This window comes from Acidaminococcus fermentans DSM 20731, assembly GCF_000025305.1.
Classification (GTDB): Bacteria; Bacillota; Negativicutes; order Acidaminococcales; family Acidaminococcaceae; genus Acidaminococcus; species Acidaminococcus fermentans.
The window spans coordinates 1,756,493-1,775,181 of sequence record NC_013740.1; the positions used below are offsets into that span (position 1 = coordinate 1,756,493).

Genomic DNA, 18,689 nt, shown 5'->3' on the forward strand with positions numbered 1-18,689 from the left:
CTCTGCCCCCGTGCTGGGTCTCACAATGCTCCCTGAGCTATTGGCCATAGCCCACACAAAATGAAACAGCATTCCTCATGGGTCTTACAGCTTTAGTCTACCGTATTTTCCCGGCTGCTGTCAATGAATTATTCCGATTTCTTAACATTATAAAGTATGCTGTATACATGTTGACCATTATTTTGTTCACCGGTATAATGGGAACTGACAGTGACGGAAAAGACTGATTTTTCCGCCGCTTATCCGGAACTGTTCAAAGGAGGTCTTTTTATGAAAACGAAGCACCATCTGCAATGGATGGCAGCCCTGGGACTGTGCGCTGCCGTCCTGCTGCCCGCCCAGGGAGTCCTGGCCAAAAAAGCCATGGCGCCCCAGAAAGCCAGGGACCTTTCCACCCGGCTGGACGCCATGGTGGGCCATGACGGAACCCATGTGCCCGGGCTGGGGGTGGAAGTGTACAAAAACGGAAAGAAAGTCTACACCCATTTTGCCGGCCACCGGTATTTTGCGGAAAAGCCCGGCCAGAAAGACCTGCCGGTTACAGCGGACACCCGTTTCCGGGCCGCTTCGGTTTCCAAGATGTTCACCGGGTTCACCATCATGCAGCTGGTGGATGATGGGAAGATCCGTCTGGACCAGGATGTAAGCGAGATCCTGGGGTTCCCCCTGCGGAATCCCAACTATCCGGATACCCCCATTACCGTCCGGATGCTCCTGAGCCACACCTCCAGTCTCCGGGATGGGAAGCTTTACGCCATTCCCCCGGAATACTCCGTCCGGGAATTCTTTGTGAAGGACGGGAAATTCTATGAAAACGGGGACCATTTCGCCCCTGCCGGCCAGGCGCCCCGGGAATATTTCAAGTACTCCAACATCAACTACGGCCTCCTGGGCACCATCATCGAGAAAGTCACCGGGGAACGGTTTGACCTGTACCAGAAGAAGCACATCCTGAAAGACCTGGACATCAAAGCCGATTACACGGTAGGGAACCTGTCCAAAAGCGCCTTCCGGGACCTGGGGGTGATCTATCAGAAGAACAATAACGGAAAATGGGACGAAAAGGGTCCCTGGATCCCCCAGATCGACGATTATCAGGGCAAACAGCCGCCCAAAGACCAGGTAAAGGTCCAGAATCCAGACCACCGGGACCTGGATGCCTTCTACAGCCTGAAGGATTACCAGCCCGGCACCAACGCCACCTTCTTCTCCCCCCAGGGCGGCCTGCGGATTTCCTATGACGAACTGGGCCATGCCCTCCAGATGATCCTGAACAACGGGAAATACAAAGGAAAACAGGTGCTCCGGCCCGGTGCCCTGCGGGAAATGATGACCCCCCAGTGGGTCTATGACCCGGCCAAAGAGAACGGTTCCACCTACGGAGGCACCATTGAAGCCTACGGCCTGGCCCTGTTCCCCATCAAAGGGAACAGCACCTCCCGGGTGGTGAAGGAGCATGAACTGAACCTGTGGGGGCACACCGGCGAAGCCTACGGCCTGCTGTCCGGCCTGTTCATGGTCCCCGGCACCAGGGACGGGTTCATCTACATGATGAACGGGGAAGCCGTGGCCGAAGACGAGGATCCCCGGAGCGCCGGGAATTTCAGCGGCAACTATGTATGGGAAGAAAATGTGATGAATGCCATCTGTGACGAGGCGTTTTTCTGAAAAAAAGGGAAGCTGCGTGTGTGCAGCTTCCCTTTTTTGTCAGCGGTCAACGGTCAGCAGTCAGCGGCCGCTGGAAATCAATTCCCCCTCATACTCCTCCAGCACCTCTTCAAAGGCCTCTTTGGTCAGGCACTGGTTGATGGCGTTCCGGTAGTGGGCGCTGTGCGGGAGGCCGGTGAAATAGCAGGCCCCGTGGTGGCGCATTTCCCGGATGGCCACCTTTTCTCCCTTGAAGGCCGTCAGGTCCCGGAGATGGCGCCGGACCATGGCAAACCGTTCCTCCAGTGTCACCGGGGGGATAGTTTTCCCGGCCAGGACCGCCTGGACTTCCCGGAAGATCCAGGGATTCCCCTGGGCGCCCCGGGCGATCATGACCCCGTCACAATGGGTGGCTGCCAGTAGATCCAGGGCATCCTGGGCGGTGAACACGTCCCCGTTCCCCAGCACCGGGATGGATACCGCCTCCTTCACCTGGCGGATGATGTCCCAGTCCGCTTTTCCGCTGTAGAACTGGCCCCGGGTGCGGCCATGGACGGCCACCGCCGCCACCCCGGCCTTTTCCGCCAGGCGGGCGATTTCCACCGCATTCCGGTGGTCCTCATCCCAGCCGGCCCGGAACTTCACCGTCACCGGCCGGTCCACCGCATCCACCAGGGCCGCCAGGCAGGCATAGGCCCGTTCCGGATCCTTCATCAGGGCGGAGCCTTCTCCGTTGGCCACGATTTTGTGCACCGGGCACCCCATGTTGAAGTCGATGATGTCCGCTCCGTGTTCCGCCACGATTTTGGCCCCTTTGACCAGTTCTTCCGGCACGGAGCCGAACAGCTGGATGGCCACCGGATGCTCCCGGGGATCCACTTCCAGCATGGCGAAGGTCTTGGGGTTCTTGAACAAGAGAGCCTTGGCGCTGACCATCTCCGATACCGTATAATCCGCCCCCAGCTCCCGGCAGATCACCCGGAAAGGCAGATCCGTAACCCCCGCCATAGGGGCAAGGGCGATGGGAAGCTGGGTAGGAAGGATGGCGTGCAGCGGGCTGTTGGTTTGGATTGTCATGTGGAAGTGCTCCTTTACTGATTGTCAATGGTCCATTGTCAGCTGTCAACGGTCAACTGCCTAATGAAAGCAGGAAGCAGCAATTCACTGCTTCCTGCTTTTGAATCTGTTCCTTGTTCGACCATCAATCAATCATTGAGTTTTATTGAAGTCTGGATGCCAATTTGGTCAATTTATTTCGTATTTCTAGACAACGGGCCATTCCATAAGTTATTGATAAGAATACTGCAATCCATTCACCTGCTTTAGTCCATTTACTACTCTGGCATCTACAGGAACAGTTATTCTGTTTTCCTATTTTTGAAGCCAACATAAGTTGGCTTCCTTCGGCCGCTGACCGTTGACAGATGACCGCTGACCGCTTTTATCGGTTCATCTCATGCAGAATGCGCAGGCCTTCCAGGGTCAGGAAGGGTTCTACCACGTCCACCTGGTCGGATTCGCTGGCCATGAGCTTGCCGAAACCGCCGGTGGCCACTACGAAGGCCTGGCCGCCCAGTTCTTTTTTCATCCGGCTGATCAGTCCGTCCATCTGGCCCACGAAGCCAAAGATCACGCCGGACCGCATGGCGTGGATGGTGTCCCGGCAGATGGCCTTGGGGGGTTTGATCAGTTCGATCCGGGGCAGCTTGGCCGCTTTCTGGAACAGGGCTTCCGTGGAAATGCCGATGCCCGGGGCAATGGCGCCCCCCAGGTATTCCCCTTCCGGCGTCAGGGCACAGAAGGTGGTGGCGGTGCCGAAGTCGATGATGATCAGGTTCCCTTTGTCCCCGTACAGGTTATGGGCTGCCACTGCATTGACGATCCGGTCCGCCCCGATCTGGGAGGGATCGTCGTAATCCAGTTTCAGTCCCGTGTTGATCTCGCTGGTCACCACAAAGGGGGTAATGCTGAAGAACCGCTTGCACATATTGCACAGAGGCACCAGGAGCGGAGGAACCACCGTGGAAATGATGATGTTTTCAATATCCTTCATATCCATGCCGCTGTAGGCAAACATGCTGCCCAGGATGATGCCGAATTCATCGGAAGTCCGGGACCGGCTGCTGGAAATCCTCCAGTGTGCCTGCCAGCTTTTGCCGTCGTGTACGCCAACTACGATGTTGGTGTTGCCAACATCCATTACCATTAACATGGTGAACCCTCCATATCGGTTTCTAAAATAATGACCGGCCTGGGAATCCGCAGGAACCTCCCGCAATGAGATTCCCCGTATTCTCGTCCGTTCAGGTCCGGTCCATAAACGACTTTATTATAGGGGGAACAGGGGGAGTTGTCAAGGAAAAGGGGGAGTTGTCAAGGAAAAGGGGGAGTTGTCAAGGAAAAGGGGCTGTTGCAGGAGCAACAGCCCCTTACTCCCACATCCCCCCTGCCTTCAGAGCCCGGCGGATGCGGATGCCCAGGAAGGCGGTTACGAAGGCTTTTACGATGTCCAGGGGCAGGAACGGGGCCACGGAAAGAGCCAGTGTCTTTTCCCAGGTCATGGGTTTGTGGAGAAAGAAGGCGAAGCTCAGCCGGAACCCGATGGCGCCGATGATATAGCATACCACCGTCACTCCGGCCAGGGCCAGGAAGTTCTTCCACAGGCTGTCCCCGGCCCACCGGCTGTGGCTGGTCCTGCCGGCCAGCCAGGCCACCGCCAGGAAGCTGAGGATGAAGCCCCCGGTGGGGCCGGCCAGCATCACGATGCCCGCCTGGCCCTGGTTGAATACCGGCAGCCCCACGCAGCCCAGGATCAGCCACACCAGTACGGCCGCCGTACCCCACACCGGCCCCAGCAGGAACCCGGCCAGCTGGGCCATGAGAGTCTGGAGGGTCACAGGCACCGGCCCAATGGGAATGGTCACATAGGAGCTCATGATCATCAGGGCGGTGAACAGGGCCGCTCCCATCATATTCCGTGTGCGTTTCATGCGTATTTCCCCTTTCCCTGGGCCGGACGGATGGATACGTCCCCGGCCAGGACTGTTTCCACGGTGCCGTCTTCCTTTTTCACCTGGAGCGCCCCGGTTTCATCAATGTCCAGGGCCGTGCCCACATAGGTCTTGTCCGGAGCGATCACCTTCACCTGTTTTCCCAGGGTGATGGAATAGTCCCGCCACTGGTCCAGGATGGGGCCGAAACCTTCCCGGCAGGCAATGTCGTAATAGGATTCCAGATAATCCAGCACCTTGGCCAGGAGGGCCACCCGGTCCACCTTCCCTTCCACCGCATCGGCAATGGAAATGGCCGCCGGCCGCAGTTCTTCCGGCACCATGTCATGGGGCACGCACACATTGATGCCGATGCCCACCACCAGATAATTGATGTGGCCGAATTCCGCGCTCATTTCCGTCAGGATCCCCACCAGTTTCTTCCCGTTTAGCAGTACATCATTGGGCCACTTGATCTGGGCTTCCACCTGGCACACTTCCCGGATGGCCCGGACCACCGCCACCGCACTGAGGAGGGTCATCTTGGGGGCTTCCTGAGGCAGGAAAGAGGGTTTCAGCAGCAGGGAGAACCACAGGCCTTTCCCTTTGGGGCTGAACCAGCCCCGGGCCAGCCGGCCCTTGCCCCCGGTCTGTTCCTCGGCCACGCAGACCGTGCCGTCGGCGGCATTTTTATCCGCCAGTTTTTTCAGCACCTCGTTGGAACTGGTGACGCTTTCTTCATAGCAGATGGCCCGGCCCACGAACCGGGTATGGAGATGGGCCATGATTTCCGAAGGCAGCAGTTTATCCGGAACGGAAGTCAGGGCGTAGCCTTTTTTGGTATAGGCCTCGATGCCGTAGCCTTCTTTTTTCAGGGTCTGGATGTGTTTCCAGATGGCCGTGCGGGTAATCCCCAGCTGTTTGGCCAGTTCCTCTCCGGAAACCGGTTCCGGAGCCTTGTCACGAAGGATCTTCAGGATTTCATTGCGCATGACTGTCTTCCTTTCGTTCCCTGTTGGGAAAAGTATGTTAACGTAAGAGTCTGGAAAAAGGGGTGCTGCAGAAGCAGCACCCCGGATCTCGAGTCGCGGGTCGCGGGTCGCGAGCCTGGCCCTGATGGAACTTTTCTTCTTTTTCTTGTCCATACACCAGAAAAGATCCATCATCCGATTATAAGGCAGCAGCTTTCGCAATACACCGAACAAGCCCGCGACTCGAGCCTCAAAGCCCGTGACCCAGTCTGCCGCCTGGCGGCAGACTCCTTACCCCTCCGGCACCTCTTTGGGTACCGGTGCCATGACCGGGGCCTCGGCCGGTTCTTCTGCGGGCAGGGGGCCCACGGGAGCCGGTGTGCCGTCGGCCGGTTTCTCAGGTTCTTCCTGGGGAGGCACTTCGCCTTTTTCCAGGATGTGGCCGTATTTCAGCAGTTCTTCGATTTCATGGCCTTCCAGGGTTTCCCGTTCCATCAGATTCTTGGCAATCAGGTGGAGTTTGTCCATGTTGTCGGTGAGCAGCTTCACCGTGCCTTCGTAGGCTTCGTCAATGAACCGGCGGATTTCCCCGTCGATCTGGGCGGCCACTTTTTCGCTGTAGTCATTCTGCCGGCCGATATCCCGTCCCAGGAACACCTGTTCCTGCCGGTGGCCGAAGGTCACCGCCCCCAGCACATCGCTCATGCCGTATTCGCAGGTCATCCGCCGGGCCAGTTCCGTGGCCCGCTGGAGATCGCTGCTGGCCCCGCTGGAGATTTCATGGAGCACCAGGGCTTCCGCCACACGGCCCCCCAGGAGCACTTTCAGCTGATCCAGCATTTCACTGCGGGTGGCATAATACCGGTCTTCCGTAGGCAGGCTCAGGGTGTAGCCCCCGGCCCGTCCCCGGGGGATGATGGTGACTTTGTGCACCGGATCCGTATGATCCAGCAGCATGCCCACCAGGGTATGTCCCCCTTCGTGGTAGGCCGTCAGTCTCTTTTCCTCGTCGGTGATCACCCGGCTCTTCCGTTCCGGTCCCATCATCACCCGTTCCGCCGCCTCTTCCAGGTCGCTCATGGTGATGGTCACCTGGTTGTGCCGGGCAGCCAGCAGGGCCCCTTCGTTCACCAGGTTGGCCAGGTCAGCCCCGGTAAAGCCCGGGGTCTGCCGGGCAATGACTCCCAGGTCCACAGAAGGATCCATGGGTTTGCCCTTGGTGTGGACCCGCAGGATGGACCGGCGTCCCCGGATATCCGGCTTGTCCACCACAATCTGCCGGTCGAACCGGCCCGGCCGCAGAAGCGCCGGATCCAGGATGTCCGGACGGTTGGTGGCAGCGATCATGATGATCCCTTCGTTGGCGCCAAAGCCGTCCATTTCTACCAGCAGCTGGTTCAGTGTCTGTTCCCGTTCATCGTGGCCGCCCCCCAGACCGGCGCCTCTCTGCCGGCCCACCGCATCGATTTCATCGATGAACACAATGCAGGGCGCGTTTTTCTTGGCCTGGTCGAACAGGTCCCGGACACGGGAAGCCCCCACGCCCACGAACATTTCCACAAAGTCGGACCCGGAGATGCTGAAGAAAGGCACCCCCGCTTCCCCGGCCACGGCTTTGGCCAGCAGGGTCTTCCCGGTGCCGGGAGGCCCGTAGAGCAGCACCCCTTTGGGGATCTTGGCTCCCAGCTGGTTGTATTTCTGGGGCGCCTTCAGGAATTCCACCACTTCTTCCAGTTCCTGTTTGGCTTCATCCGCCCCGGCCACATCCTTGAAGGTGACCCGGCTCTTGCCGTCCCCATAGAGCTTGGCCTTGCTTTTGCCGAAGCTCATGACCCGGCTGCCGCCGCCCTGGGCGTTGTTCATCATGAAGAACCAGAGAATCACGATCACCACCATGGGCAGCAGGGAGGTGAGGATGTTGCTGAGCATGGAAGGCTGGGGCGGCAGTTCCGCCCGGATTTCCACGTCCCGGGCCCGGAGGGTGTCCACCAGTTTTTCATCCCGGGGAGCGATGGTGGTGAATTCCGCACCATTTTTCAGCTTTCCTTTGATTACGGAGTTGTCCACAATGGTCACGCTCTTCACTTCGTCCTGTTGGACTTCCTTGACGAAGTTGCTGTAGCTCATTTCATTTTTGGGCGTGCTGGAGGCATTGTAATAGTCATAGATCCAGACCCCTACGATGACGATGAGCAGGTAAAACACAAGATTGCGGATAAACTTACTCACACTAGGGCTCCTTTCCTGTCCGTATCCGTCCCCAAAAGGCCGGCAGACATGGAATTATTTTTCATAGACGGAACGCTTCATAATGCCGATATAGGGCAGATTCCGGTATTCTTCATCATAGTCCAGGCCAAAGCCCACCACGAATTCATCGGGGATCTCGAACCCGGCGTAATCCGGCAGCACCTTTACCAGACGGCGTTCCTTCTTGTCCAGCATGGCGGCCACCTTCAGGCTCTTGGGGTTCCGGTTCCGGAACAGTTCTCCCACGGCTTTCAGGGTCAGGCCGGTGTCGATTACATCGTCCACCAGCAGGACGTTTTTCCCGGCGATGTTCCGGGAAGTGTCATAATCAATGTCCACCTTGCCGGAAGTCGTGGTGCCGGAACCATAGGAAGAGGCCTTGATGAAGTCGATCCGTACCGGCACGGTGATATGCTGGGTCAGTTCCGTCAGGAAGTAGGCGGCCCCTTTCAAAAGGCCGATGACCACCAGTTCTTCTCCGGCGTAATCCCGGCTGATTTGGGCGCCCATTTCTGCAATGCGGGCTTTCAGGGTTTTCTCATCGATGAGGATTCTTTCAAGATTTTCGTTCATTTCTCTGACGCTCCTTTTGTGCCAACTTGGCGGCCCGTTCTTCTTCCCGGGACCGCTGATTTTTTCCCACCATCAACCGGCCGTTGAGATAGATCAGCCGGACATTTCCAGGGACATCCAGGGATTTGTTCCCCACGCCCCGGGCAATCATGTCCAGGATTTTCCGGACATGGTCATAACTCAGTTCTGCGCCCCCTACGTTCCGGACCAGGATCCGGATCACCCGGCTCTGGAGGGCCAGGGGCAGGGCGGCGAAATCTTTCTCCACCTTGATGTCCCAGGTGTCGAACACTTCCCGGCCATAGGCATCGATGTACCGGCCTGCCAGTTTTTCCAGATAGGCCTCGTCACTGGCAGCCAGGGCGGCTGCCTGGGCCAGCTGTTTCCGGATCTGGGGATTCTGGGTTTCCAGAAGGGGCAGCAGGGTCTTCCGGACCCAGTTCCGCTTCAGGCTCTGGTCCTCGTTGGTGCTGTCCTGGCACCAGGTGAGCCCCATTTCCTCACAGTAGGCTTCCGTGTCCCGCCGGGTGATCCCCAGGAAGGGCCGGGCCAGATACCCGTTTACCGGCAGCATGCCCCGCAGGCCCCGGGTACCGGCGCCCCGGACCAGGTTCAGCAGCACCGTTTCCGCCTGGTCATCCTGATGATGGGCCAGGAAGATGGCCTCCGCACCGGCTTCCTGCCGGCAGGTTTCCAGTGCTTCATAGCGCAGCCGCCGGGCCGCATCTTCCAGGGAAAGCCCCTCTTTTTCCGCCAGGGACCGGGCATCCACATCCACCCGGCGGAAGGCCAGGCCCCGGTTCCTGCAGTAGTCTTCCACCTGCCGGGCATCCTGTTCCGCTTCTTCGCCCCGGAGATGGTGCTGGACATGGACCGCCAGCACATCCACTCCGTCTTCTTCCCCCTGTGCCGCCATCACATCGGCCAGGCACAGGGAATCCGCACCGCCGCTTAAGGCGGCGATGACCTTCGTCCCCGGCTTCCACAGAGGGGACGCCGCCACCAGCTGCCGCAGGCTGTTTTCCAAAATACTCACATTTTCACCTTCTAATTAAAAAAGGTACTTCCGAGGAAGTACCTTTTGTGTTCATCAATCTCCTCTGCGAGCACCACGGCCGCCCCGTTTGGATTCCGTATTCCGTTTCAGATCCAGCAGCCGATCATCGCTTTCCTTCAGGAACCGGGAAAGCTTGTCTTCAAAGCTCATGGGACCCTGGGCCCGGGGAGCGCCATGGAACGGCTTGCTCTCGAACCGTTTCTTCCCTTCGAACCGCTTGTTTTCGAAGTGCTTGTTTTCAAAATGTCTGTTTTCCCCTGCCGGTTTCCGTTCCGGAGCAGGAGCAGGAGGCATCAGGGCTTTCAGGGACAGGCCGATTTTCCCCTTGTCGTCAATGGAAACCACCTTGACGGTAACCTTATCCTTTACCTTGAGGAAATCATGTACATCTTTGACGAAGACATTGGAAACCTCAGAAATGTGAATCAGACCAACCTTATTTTCGGGCAATGACACAAAAGCACCAAAATTCGTAATCCCGGTGACAATACCATCAACAACTGCGCCTTTTTCCAAAGCCATAAGTCAAAGACATCCTCCTTTTTCAGTGGGTATTACGTTAACCATTATACCGTTGTTAACGATTTTTCGTCAAGGGGGAAAAGGGGCTGCCGCGAAAGCGGCAGCCCTTGCGATTCCGATTGCCGCATTCAAAAAATTGGCCTGCAAATTTTATCATTCGGCCGTTGACAGTTGACCGCTGACAATCTTTATGCCTCCATCCCCTCATACTCGTACCCCGCCTTCAGGATGGCGCTTTTGATGTCGTTTTCTGGTACTTGGCGGGTTTCGGTCACTTTTACGGTGCCGGTAGTATGATCCGGCTGGGCGCTGGTGATGCCTTCCAGGCCTTCCAGGGCCTTTTTCACCCGGCCTTCGCAGTGGGCGCACATCATGCCCTTCACTTTCAGGGTCACAGTGGTGCCCTCCGCTGCCTGGGCTGCCGGCTGAGTGGCTCCGGTCACTTCATAGCCGGCTTTGGCCACTGCCTGCTGCACCTGGGCATAGTCCAGGGGTTTCAACACCGTGGCCACCACAGTCCCGGCGGTGTGGTCCGCTTTGGCGCTGACCACTCCGTCCAGCCCTTCCAAAGCTTTCTTCACCCGGCCTTCACAGTGGGCGCACATCATGCCCTTCACCTGATAGGTCACCTGGGTGCCGGCAGCTTCCGGTACCGGACAGCCGGCGGGCTGGGGTGCCAGGTCGGCTTTTTCCACCACAGCCGCTGCGGGATTCTTCCGCTTTTTGTCCTGGCCGGCATCATGGAGTTTGAACAGGTTCAGCCGCAGGGCATTCATGCACACGGTGAAGCTGGAAATGCTCATGGCCGCCGCCCCCACCATGGGGTTCATCTTGTAGCTGAACAGGCCGGCTGCCAGAGGGATGCAGATTACATTGTAGAAGAAGGCCCAGAACAGGTTTTCGTGGATGTTGGTCACCGTCCCCCGGCTCAGCCGCACCGCCGCCGACACATCCGTCAGCCGGCTGTTCATCAGCACGATATCCGCAGAATCGATGGCCACGTCGGCACCGGCTCCGATGGCGATGCCGATGTCCGCCCGGGTGAGCGCCGGCGCATCATTGATGCCGTCCCCCACCATGGCCACCAAGCCGCCGGCCTTCTGGAGTTCCCGGATCACCGTTTCCTTGCCTTCCGGCAGCACCCCGGCCACCACCTTGTCCACCCCGGCCTGCCGGCCGATGGCTTCTGCAGTCCGCTGGTTATCCCCGGTGACCATTACCACTTCGATCCCCATGTTCTGGAGTTCTTTGATGGCTTTGGCGGAATCTTCCTTGATCACGTCCGCCACGGCGATCATCCCGGCCAGTTTTCCGTCTTTGGCAAACACCAGGGGAGTCTTTCCCTGTCCGGCCAGTTCCCCGGCCTTGGCTTCCAGGGCACTGTCCACAGCTCCCAGGCTCTTCAGGAAGTTCAGGCTGCCCCCGATGAGTTTTTCTCCGTTCCGGGCCACCTGGAGCCCGTTCCCGGGCAGGGCCTGGAAATCATCCACCGGTTCCGCCTGGAGCCCTTTGGCTGCTGCTTCTTCCACCACAGCCCGGGCCAGAGGATGTTCGGATTTCTGTTCCAGGTCATAGGCCAGCTGGAGCAGGCTTTCCCGGGTATACCCTTCCGCCGGCACCACATCCGTCACCTTGGGCTGGCCTTTGGTGATGGTCCCGGTTTTGTCCAGGGCCACCACCGCCACCTTCCCGGCGTTTTCCAGGGAAGAGGAGGTCTTGAACAGGATGCCGTTCTTGGCGCCCACTCCGCTGCCCACCATGATGGCCACCGGCGTAGCCAGCCCCAGGGCGCAGGGGCATGCGATGACCAGTACGGCGATGCCCCGGGCGATGGCGGACCCCAGAGGTGCCCCGGCCAGGAGCCAGCCCAGGGTGGTGACCACCGCAATGGTGATGATGGCGGGTACGAACACGGCGGACACTTTATCCGCGATCCGGGCAATGGGGGCCTTGGTGGCCGCCGCATCGCTGACCAGTTTGATGATCTGGCTCAGGGTGGTGTCTTCTCCTACCCGGGTGGCTTCACATTCCAGATACCCGGACTGGTTGATGGTGGCGGTAGAGACCTTGTCCCCGGGCTTCTTGTCCACCGGCAGGCTTTCCCCGGTGAGGGCGCTTTCATTGACGGCGGAATTCCCTTTCACCACCACCCCGTCCACCGGGATGTTTTCCCCGGGACGGACGGCGAAGATATCCCCTTTCTGCACATCATCGATGGAAACGGTGACTTCCTTCCCGTCCCGGATCAGCACGGCGGTTTTGGGAGCCAGTTTCATGAGCCCTTTCAGGGCATCAGTGGTCCGGCCCTTGCTCATGGCTTCCAGCATCTTCCCCAGGGTGATCAGGGAAGGGATCATGGCTGCCGTTTCAAAATACAGGTCGTGCATATACAGTTGATGGAGTTCGGCGAAAGGCGTCCCATGAACGGTAAGATAGGTGATTTCATAGAACACCGCCAGGCTCCACAGGAAGGAAACGGAAGACCCCAGGGCCACCAGGGTATCCATGTTGGGAGCCCCGTGGAACAGAGTCTTGAATCCGCTGGTGTAGAAATCCCGGTTGATGGCCATGACGATCAGGGCCAGGAGCAGCTGGGTGAGCATCAGCCCCAGATGGTTCCCGTCCAGCAGGGCCGGCACCGGCCAGTCCAGCATATTGTGGCCCATGGTGAGATACATGAGCACGAACAGGAAGCCCAGGGAGCTGAGCAGACGCCGGCGGAGCCGGGGCGTTTCATGGTCCTTCAGGGCTTCTTCATCAGCGGCCAGTTTTTCCGCCAGTCCCTGTCTGGCCTGGGCGGCCCCTTTCACGGAAGCGCCGTAGCCCGCATCCTCCACGGCCTTGATGATGGCCTGATCCGATGCCGTCCCTTCCACCCCCATGCTGTTGGTGAGCAGGGAAACCGACACACCGGTGACACCGGGAACCCCGGCCACCGCTTTTTCCACATGAGCCTGGCAGGAAGCGCAGGTCATGCCGGTGACGATATATTGTTTCATAACCGATCCTCTCTTTCCAATACCCTACCAGGGTATCCATTCTTTATGGTCATATCATACCCCCTTGGGGTAGGTTTGTCAAGAGAAAAAAAGGGGGGCACATTCTGTGCCCTCCCTTTGTCAGCTGTCAACGGTCAGCGGTCAGCAGCCGATGGAAATCAATTTTTGCAAATTGATTTTGAAACAGCATAAACCGTAGGGGGCACAGGCCCGGCGCCCCGCAAGCCACATGGTCAACTGCTGATTTGGCGGGCCGCCCGGCATGCGGCCCCTACGGATTCAGTTTACACAGCAAAAATTTGCCTGCAAATTTTTCATTCGGCCGCTGACAGTTGACAGCTGACCGGGCTCTTAAATCTGCCCCAGCGCTTTCAGGATCACTTCGGCGATGATGGCGGAACCCAGGTAGGTCCCTACGAAGATCACGCAGGCCAGGACCACGATCCGCCAGCCTGTTTTCTTGAAGGCGTCCATGTCCTTGCCGATGGAAATCCCTGCATAGGCCAGGATCGGGGTGCACAGGGACAGGAATCCCACTTTCTTCATATACATATTGACGATTTCCGAACCGGGGAACCCGGGATAGGTCAGGATGCAGCCCAAGGTGGTGATGTAGGCCACTGCAGGGATCCCGCCGGGGAGCACCCGGGCGGCCACGATCCCGGCCAGGGAAATGACAATCAGAATCACCATGCCGGGCACCGCATCCAGAAACGGGATGTTGCTGGACAGGGCATTGGCCACCAGGGACAGGACGGCGGTGATGAGCAGCACCAGTGTAGTTTCAGGCAGGGTAAACGATCTCATTTTCCTTCCTCCTCCTTGGTCAGCACATGGCCGTATTTAATGATGCAGCATTTCTTGTAGAGCCATTCCGTCAGGGGCAGGGCCAAAAACACGGCCATGTACACCCCGTCCAGACCGGACAGCATGTTGGAGGCCGTGGCGAAAGCCGCCAGCTGGTCCGCCATTTCCGGATACATCACCGTCAGGGTCCCCAGGGAAGCGGACATCATGCTGGCGCTCCCCACCCCGGAAGCCATGGCCAGGGAATAGGGATGGAAGATCTTTAGGGCCGCCAGGAAGGAGGCCATGATTCCGAAGAAAATGGTGCCGCAGACGGTACCGGCGATGTATACGCTCATGACCCCCCGGCCTTCCGGCGTATCCAGGCCGTACTTTTCACCGATCAGGGCCACGTTGGGTTCCCGGGCGATGGAATGGGCCGCCCCGATGGTTTCCCGTTTCAGACCGAAAGCCACCGCCAGGGGCACGCCCAAAAATACCGTACCCAGGTTCCCGAATTCCTGGAGGATCAGGGCCGGGCTGGCGCTGATGATCTTCGGCAGGGTGGGCCCCACCAGGGTGCCGTACCGGGCCATCAGCAGCATCAGGGTAATCCCCACCAGGGATCCGGCGTCTTCCATGTCTTTCTGTTTGGTCAGTTTGAAGAAGTGGGGGGTGGTCAAAATCCCCAGGATCAGGGCATAAAGCATGGGGACGAAAACCACTTTCCCGGGCCCCAGGCTGAAGGATTTGATGCCGATCAGTTCGGCGATGACCACCAGGGCCAGGGCCGTAATATGCAGTCTCCAGTTAATCATGGTCGGGTTCCTCCTCACTGAAATAGCCGTCCAGTTTGGCAATGTACTGTTCCCTGGTGAGCGCCGGCTTGAAAGCCGCCAGGATCTTTCTGGCCTCTTTGGCATCGTCGCTCAGCAGGTCGATGACCATGCCGGCAAAGGCCTTGCCCGGCAGCAGAGCCGCCGCCTTGAAGTCCACCACCTTGAAATCCGGTCCGTGGAGCAGTCCGTCCACCCCACCGATGAAGGGATGGATGGCCGGCATCAGGTGGGACACATCCCCCATGTCCGTGGAAGCGCTGAAATGACCGGCATTGGTGATTTCCACCGCCGGGAAGGCTTCCTGGGCATTGTGGACGAACAGCTCGTTCATTTCCTGGTTGCAGATGAGCGGCAGCTGGCCAGGCAGGGTATCGATGTTCACCTTGGCTCCGATGGCCGCGCCCCCGGCCCGGAGGGCCGCATCCACCTTGGCGTTGGTCCGGTCGATGGCGTCCATGGTCTTGGCCCGCACATAGGTTTCGATCCGCACATCGTCAGGCACATTGTTCACCAGATCCCCGCCCTTGGTGATGATGGGATGGACCCGGATGGCATCGTCATCCCGGAAGGTTTCCCGCAGGGCATTGATACCCATGATCCCCAGCATGGCGGCATTCAGGGCGTTGATGCCCTGGTCCGGCGCATCGGCGGCATGGGCGGCCTTCCCCACATACTGGATGGTCTTGCCGATGAATCCGTTGCTGCTGGTGCCGATGGCCACCACCGGTCCGGGGGTCCGTTTCTGGGAATGGATCATCATGGCCATGTCGATGTCATCGAATTCCCCTTCGTAGATCAGTTCTCCTTTCCCGTGGAGGAAATGGAGCTTCCCTTCCTTCCGGAGTTTTTTCCGGTAGGCGATCTGGACATATTCCTCCGCCGGCACCCCGAAGAACACCACGTTCCCGCACAGGTCCTTCATGACCCCGGTTTTGGCCAGTCCGTAGGCCGCTGCCAGCATGGAGGACTGCTGCATGTGATGGCCGCAGGCATGGGCGGCCCCGGTATCCGGATCCGCTTTGGGATGTTCCGGACAGCCGATGGCATCCAGTTCCCCCAAAATGGCGATGGTGGGACCGGGCTTGCCCCCTTTCAGTACCCCTTTGACGGCGGTGATGGCCATCCCTTTCCGATAGGGGATCCCCAGTTTGTCGAACTGGGCCGCCAGTTTGGCAGATGTTTTGAATTCCTTGAAACCGAATTCCGGTTCCGAGGCCACATCCGCAGCATAGGCCTGGAGCTCCTGGGCAGAATCATCAATCATCCTGAACACTTTTTCCTTCATTGTTTTCGTATCCGTAATCTCCACTCCCCTAATGAAAAATTATTGTACGCACTTATAATACTCTCATTCTTGCTTTTTATCAACTGATTTATATTATTTTACATAAGAGGCTGTTTTTGTTACATAGCAGGTGTAAAAGAGAGGGTGTGAAAAAATTCACACCCCGGTCTCGGGCCGCGAGTCACAGGTCGCGAGCCTGGACGTTTAAGTCGTTTATTCTTTTTCTATAGAATGACAAGAAAAAATCAGTTGAGATTTGTAAAATTGAATCTTCGGTCTGCACCAACAAGCCCGCGACCCAAGGCTCGAGACCCGAGTGCTGCACAGGACGTGCAGCCCCCCCCTTCTCACCCGATCAGCAGCACGCTCAGGTCGTTCACGTTGGTCCCGGTGGCTCCGGTGATCAGGAGACCTCCTGTCTTTTCCAGGGCGTGGTAGGCGTCGTTTTTATCCAGCACATCGGAAATGGCCAGCCCCTGCTCCAGGAGTTTTTCCTTCGTATGTCCGTCTCCGTAGCCCCCGGCTGCATCCGTGGGGCCGTCGGTGCCGTCGCTGCCAAAGGAGAACACCGCCACATTGTCCAGTCCTGCAATGCCGTCGGCAGCCGAAAGGGCGATTTCCTGGTTCCGGCCTCCCTTGCCCCGGCCATGGAGGTGGACCACCGTCTCGCCCCCGGCCAGTACCGCCATCTTTTTCCCGCTGGCAGCATACTGCCGTCCGATGGCCGCCAGGAAACTGCCCGCTTCCTTGGCCTGGCAGTTCAGGCTTGTGGTCAGGAGCCAGGGTTCGTACCCCAGTTCCTCCGCCGCCTGCTGCCCGGCCGCCGCCAGTTCCGTCACGCTGCCGGTGATCACCGTTTCCACATTGTCCAGGGTCTTGGGGGTTTCTTCCCTCAGGGCCTTTTCCGCATCCTCCGGCAGCATGATCTTGAACTTCCGGATCACTTCCATGGCTTCCTCACAGGTGGAGGAATCCGGATAAGCCGGACCGGAAGCGATCATGTCCAGGGGATCCCCGATAATGTCGCTGAGGACGATGGCATACACATGGGCCGGCGCACAGAGCCGGGCAAACTTCCCGCCCTTGACGCTGCTCAGCCGTTTCCGCACCGTGTTCATGGACACGATGTCCGCCCCGCTGGCCAAAAGGTCCGAGGTGATGTCCTGGAGTTCCTTCAGGGAAATCAGGGGCTTTTCAAACAGGGCCGATCCCCCGCCGCTGATCAAAAACAGTACCGTATCCCGCTCCGTCAGATCCCGGACCAGTTCGATGGCCCGCTGGGTGGCCTTCAGGGAATTCTCGTCCGGCACCGGATGGCCGGCTTCCCAGATTTCCAGCGGTGCCAGTTCCCCCTTGCTGTGACCGTACTTGGTGATCACGATCCCGGCGGAAATCCTTCCATCCAGGATTCCCACCGCTGTTTTGGCCATCTGCCAGGCCGCCTTGCCGATGGCCACCACCACGATCTTCCCGGTGCCGAATTCCTTGTGTTCCAAAGCCTTTGCCACAGCCGCATCGGGCAGAGAAGCCCGGATGGCTTTCTGCATGATGGTTTCTGCATCTTCTCGCAACGTCATGAAGTTTCCCCCTCACCTGAATCACAATTTCCTTCATTATAGCATATTCTTGCACCCGCCGCCGGGAGAATGGTACAATGGGAGCAAATCCTCTCATAAAGGAGCATTCCCATGACTCTCTATCATGATTTCCTGGCCTGGGTGCCGGCCCTGGTGATTCTGGCCTTCACCATCCTGTTCTACATCGGCTTCCGGATCGTCAGCATCCGGGTCATCCGCTTCATCCTGGACAAACTGCCCTTCGACGCCGACGAAAACATCGCCGCTGCGGTGTACCGGCCCGGCCGGATGGCCATTGCCGTTTTCGGGGGCTATTCGGCCCTGGCCAATTCCCCCTGGGAATGGCTGGCCCGGACGGCCTTCCTGTCCAACACCATGGCCTCCCTGCTGTTCATCGCCTTTTACTGGAGCCTGTACAATTTCAGTTCCACCACCAACGTGATTTTCAACCACTTTTTCACCAAATCCGGAAAGAAGCTGGATCCCGCCATCAGCGGCCTGTTTTCCTCCTTCTTCCATGCCCTGATCGTCTTCTTCGCCCTGGCCACGGTGCTGAGCACCTGGGGTTTCAACATCAGCGGGTTCATCGCCGGGCTGTCCATCGGAGGCCTGGCCGTATCCCTGGCGGCCAAGGATTCCCTGGCCAACATCTTCGCCTGCCTGGTGATTCTCATGGACCAGCCCTTCCATGTGGGGGACTGGATCATCTGCAACAATGTGGAAGGGATCGTGGAATCCATTTCCTTCCGAAGCACCAATGTGCGGACCTTTACCCAGGCCCTGGTGTACATCCCCAATTCCCTGATCATCAGCACCCCCATCCAGAACTTCACCAACCGGCACATGCGGCGGCTGGAAATGACCCTGGGAGTCACTTATGACAGCACCCGGGAACAGATGCAGGAACTGGTCCGGAAGATCACGGAATTCCTGAAGGAAGACCCGGACATCGTGGACGAAGGGATCACCGTGGCCTTTTCTGAAATGGGGGCCAGCAGCCTGGACATCAGCATCGTGTGCTACTGCCGGCACACCGGCTACGACAAATACATGAAAAGCAAGGAACGGATCAACCTGGAACTGATGAAACTCCTGGAAGAAACTGGCACCAGCGCCGCATTTCCCAGTACCAGTGTGTATATTGAAAAAACGGGAGTGTGAAAAATCACGCTCCCGTTTTTTAGTGGTTGGTG

Annotated in this window: 15 protein-coding genes; 2 read left to right on the plus strand and 13 right to left on the minus strand. The window is 58.4% G+C overall.

From position 1 onward, the window contains the following. Positions 1–270: 270 nt before the first annotated feature. Positions 271–1,668 carry a serine hydrolase domain-containing protein gene (locus ACFER_RS08105; protein WP_012938932.1) on the plus strand — a complete coding sequence of 466 codons (1,398 nt, stop codon included), beginning with the start codon at positions 271–273 and terminating at the stop codon, positions 1,666–1,668. A gap of 60 nt (positions 1,669–1,728) precedes the next feature. Here ACFER_RS08105 and dusB read toward each other — a convergent pair whose 3' ends face one another. From dusB to ACFER_RS08170, 13 genes are all read right to left on the minus strand, one after another. Beyond that, positions 1,729–2,724, minus strand: coding sequence for a tRNA dihydrouridine synthase DusB (gene dusB / locus ACFER_RS08110; RefSeq protein WP_012938933.1), 996 nt, complete (start codon positions 2,722–2,724; stop codon positions 1,729–1,731). A 364-nt stretch (positions 2,725–3,088) separates the two neighbouring features. Further along, positions 3,089–3,859: a type III pantothenate kinase gene (locus ACFER_RS08115; RefSeq protein ID WP_012938934.1), complete on the minus strand. Its 771-nt coding sequence runs from the start codon at positions 3,857–3,859 to the stop codon at positions 3,089–3,091. 217 nt (positions 3,860–4,076) lie between these two features. Beyond that, positions 4,077–4,637 carry a biotin transporter BioY gene (locus ACFER_RS08120; RefSeq protein WP_012938935.1) on the minus strand — a complete coding sequence of 187 codons (561 nt, stop codon included), beginning with the start codon at positions 4,635–4,637 and terminating at the stop codon, positions 4,077–4,079. Then, positions 4,634–5,629 carry a biotin--[acetyl-CoA-carboxylase] ligase gene (locus tag ACFER_RS08125; RefSeq protein WP_012938936.1) on the minus strand — a complete coding sequence of 332 codons (996 nt, stop codon included), beginning with the start codon at positions 5,627–5,629 and terminating at the stop codon, positions 4,634–4,636. The genes ACFER_RS08120 and ACFER_RS08125 overlap by 4 nt, the downstream gene beginning before the upstream one ends. Positions 5,630–5,899: 270 nt before the next feature. After that, positions 5,900–7,837, minus strand: coding sequence for an ATP-dependent zinc metalloprotease FtsH (gene ftsH / locus ACFER_RS08130; protein WP_012938937.1), 1,938 nt, complete (start codon positions 7,835–7,837; stop codon positions 5,900–5,902). A gap of 54 nt (positions 7,838–7,891) precedes the next feature. Then, positions 7,892–8,431, minus strand: a complete 540-nt coding sequence (hpt, locus tag ACFER_RS08135) for a hypoxanthine phosphoribosyltransferase (protein ID WP_012938938.1) — start codon at positions 8,429–8,431, stop codon at positions 7,892–7,894. Continuing rightward, positions 8,415–9,467: a tRNA lysidine(34) synthetase TilS gene (tilS, locus tag ACFER_RS08140; protein WP_012938939.1), complete on the minus strand. Its 1,053-nt coding sequence runs from the start codon at positions 9,465–9,467 to the stop codon at positions 8,415–8,417. Before tilS ends, hpt begins: the two co-directional genes overlap by 17 nt. A gap of 54 nt (positions 9,468–9,521) precedes the next feature. Continuing rightward, a complete protein-coding gene (locus ACFER_RS08145) occupies positions 9,522–10,010 on the minus strand; it encodes a S1 RNA-binding domain-containing protein (RefSeq protein WP_012938940.1) in 489 nt (162 codons plus the stop codon). A 188-nt stretch (positions 10,011–10,198) separates the two neighbouring features. Beyond that, complete coding sequence (locus ACFER_RS08150) at positions 10,199–13,009, minus strand: heavy metal translocating P-type ATPase (RefSeq protein ID WP_012938941.1); 2,811 nt, start codon at positions 13,007–13,009, stop codon at positions 10,199–10,201. Between the two features lie 351 nt (positions 13,010–13,360). Further along, complete coding sequence (locus ACFER_RS08155; protein WP_012938942.1) at positions 13,361–13,816, minus strand: hypothetical protein; 456 nt, start codon at positions 13,814–13,816, stop codon at positions 13,361–13,363. Further along, positions 13,813–14,613, minus strand: a complete 801-nt coding sequence (locus ACFER_RS08160) for a DUF3100 domain-containing protein (protein ID WP_012938943.1) — start codon at positions 14,611–14,613, stop codon at positions 13,813–13,815. The genes ACFER_RS08155 and ACFER_RS08160 overlap by 4 nt, the downstream gene beginning before the upstream one ends. Beyond that, the gene (locus tag ACFER_RS08165) at positions 14,606–15,898 is read right to left on the minus strand and encodes an amidohydrolase (RefSeq protein WP_227898275.1); all 1,293 of its coding nucleotides are present in this window, start codon (positions 15,896–15,898) and stop codon (positions 14,606–14,608) included. Before ACFER_RS08165 ends, ACFER_RS08160 begins: the two co-directional genes overlap by 8 nt. A gap of 368 nt (positions 15,899–16,266) precedes the next feature. Continuing rightward, complete coding sequence (locus tag ACFER_RS08170; protein WP_012938945.1) at positions 16,267–17,496, minus strand: glycerate kinase type-2 family protein; 1,230 nt, start codon at positions 17,494–17,496, stop codon at positions 16,267–16,269. 111 nt (positions 17,497–17,607) lie between these two features. On the opposite strand from ACFER_RS08170, the gene ACFER_RS08175 reads away from it, so the two are divergent. Continuing rightward, complete coding sequence (locus ACFER_RS08175) at positions 17,608–18,657, plus strand: mechanosensitive ion channel family protein (protein ID WP_012938946.1); 1,050 nt, start codon at positions 17,608–17,610, stop codon at positions 18,655–18,657. Positions 18,658–18,689 lie beyond the last annotated feature (32 nt).

Bases quoted from the DNA above. Each gene is read 5' to 3' on its own strand.
- ACFER_RS08105 (WP_012938932.1), top strand. From the start codon at position 271: ATGAAAACGAAGCACCATCTGCAATGGATGGCAGCCCTGGGACTGTGC.
- dusB (WP_012938933.1), bottom strand. From the start codon at position 2,724: ATGACAATCCAAACCAACAGCCCGCTGCACGCCATCCTTCCTACCCAG.
- ACFER_RS08115 (WP_012938934.1), bottom strand. From the start codon at position 3,859: ATGTTAATGGTAATGGATGTTGGCAACACCAACATCGTAGTTGGCGTA.
- ACFER_RS08120 (WP_012938935.1), bottom strand. From the start codon at position 4,637: ATGAAACGCACACGGAATATGATGGGAGCGGCCCTGTTCACCGCCCTG.
- ACFER_RS08125 (WP_012938936.1), bottom strand. From the start codon at position 5,629: ATGCGCAATGAAATCCTGAAGATCCTTCGTGACAAGGCTCCGGAACCG.
- hpt (WP_012938938.1), bottom strand. From the start codon at position 8,431: ATGAACGAAAATCTTGAAAGAATCCTCATCGATGAGAAAACCCTGAAA.
- ACFER_RS08145 (WP_012938940.1), bottom strand. From the start codon at position 10,010: ATGGCTTTGGAAAAAGGCGCAGTTGTTGATGGTATTGTCACCGGGATT.
- ACFER_RS08150 (WP_012938941.1), bottom strand. From the start codon at position 13,009: ATGAAACAATATATCGTCACCGGCATGACCTGCGCTTCCTGCCAGGCT.
- ACFER_RS08155 (WP_012938942.1), bottom strand. From the start codon at position 13,816: ATGAGATCGTTTACCCTGCCTGAAACTACACTGGTGCTGCTCATCACC.
- ACFER_RS08160 (WP_012938943.1), bottom strand. From the start codon at position 14,613: ATGATTAACTGGAGACTGCATATTACGGCCCTGGCCCTGGTGGTCATC.
- ACFER_RS08165 (WP_227898275.1), bottom strand. From the start codon at position 15,898: ATGATTGATGATTCTGCCCAGGAGCTCCAGGCCTATGCTGCGGATGTG.
- ACFER_RS08170 (WP_012938945.1), bottom strand. From the start codon at position 17,496: ATGACGTTGCGAGAAGATGCAGAAACCATCATGCAGAAAGCCATCCGG.
- ACFER_RS08175 (WP_012938946.1), top strand. From the start codon at position 17,608: ATGACTCTCTATCATGATTTCCTGGCCTGGGTGCCGGCCCTGGTGATT.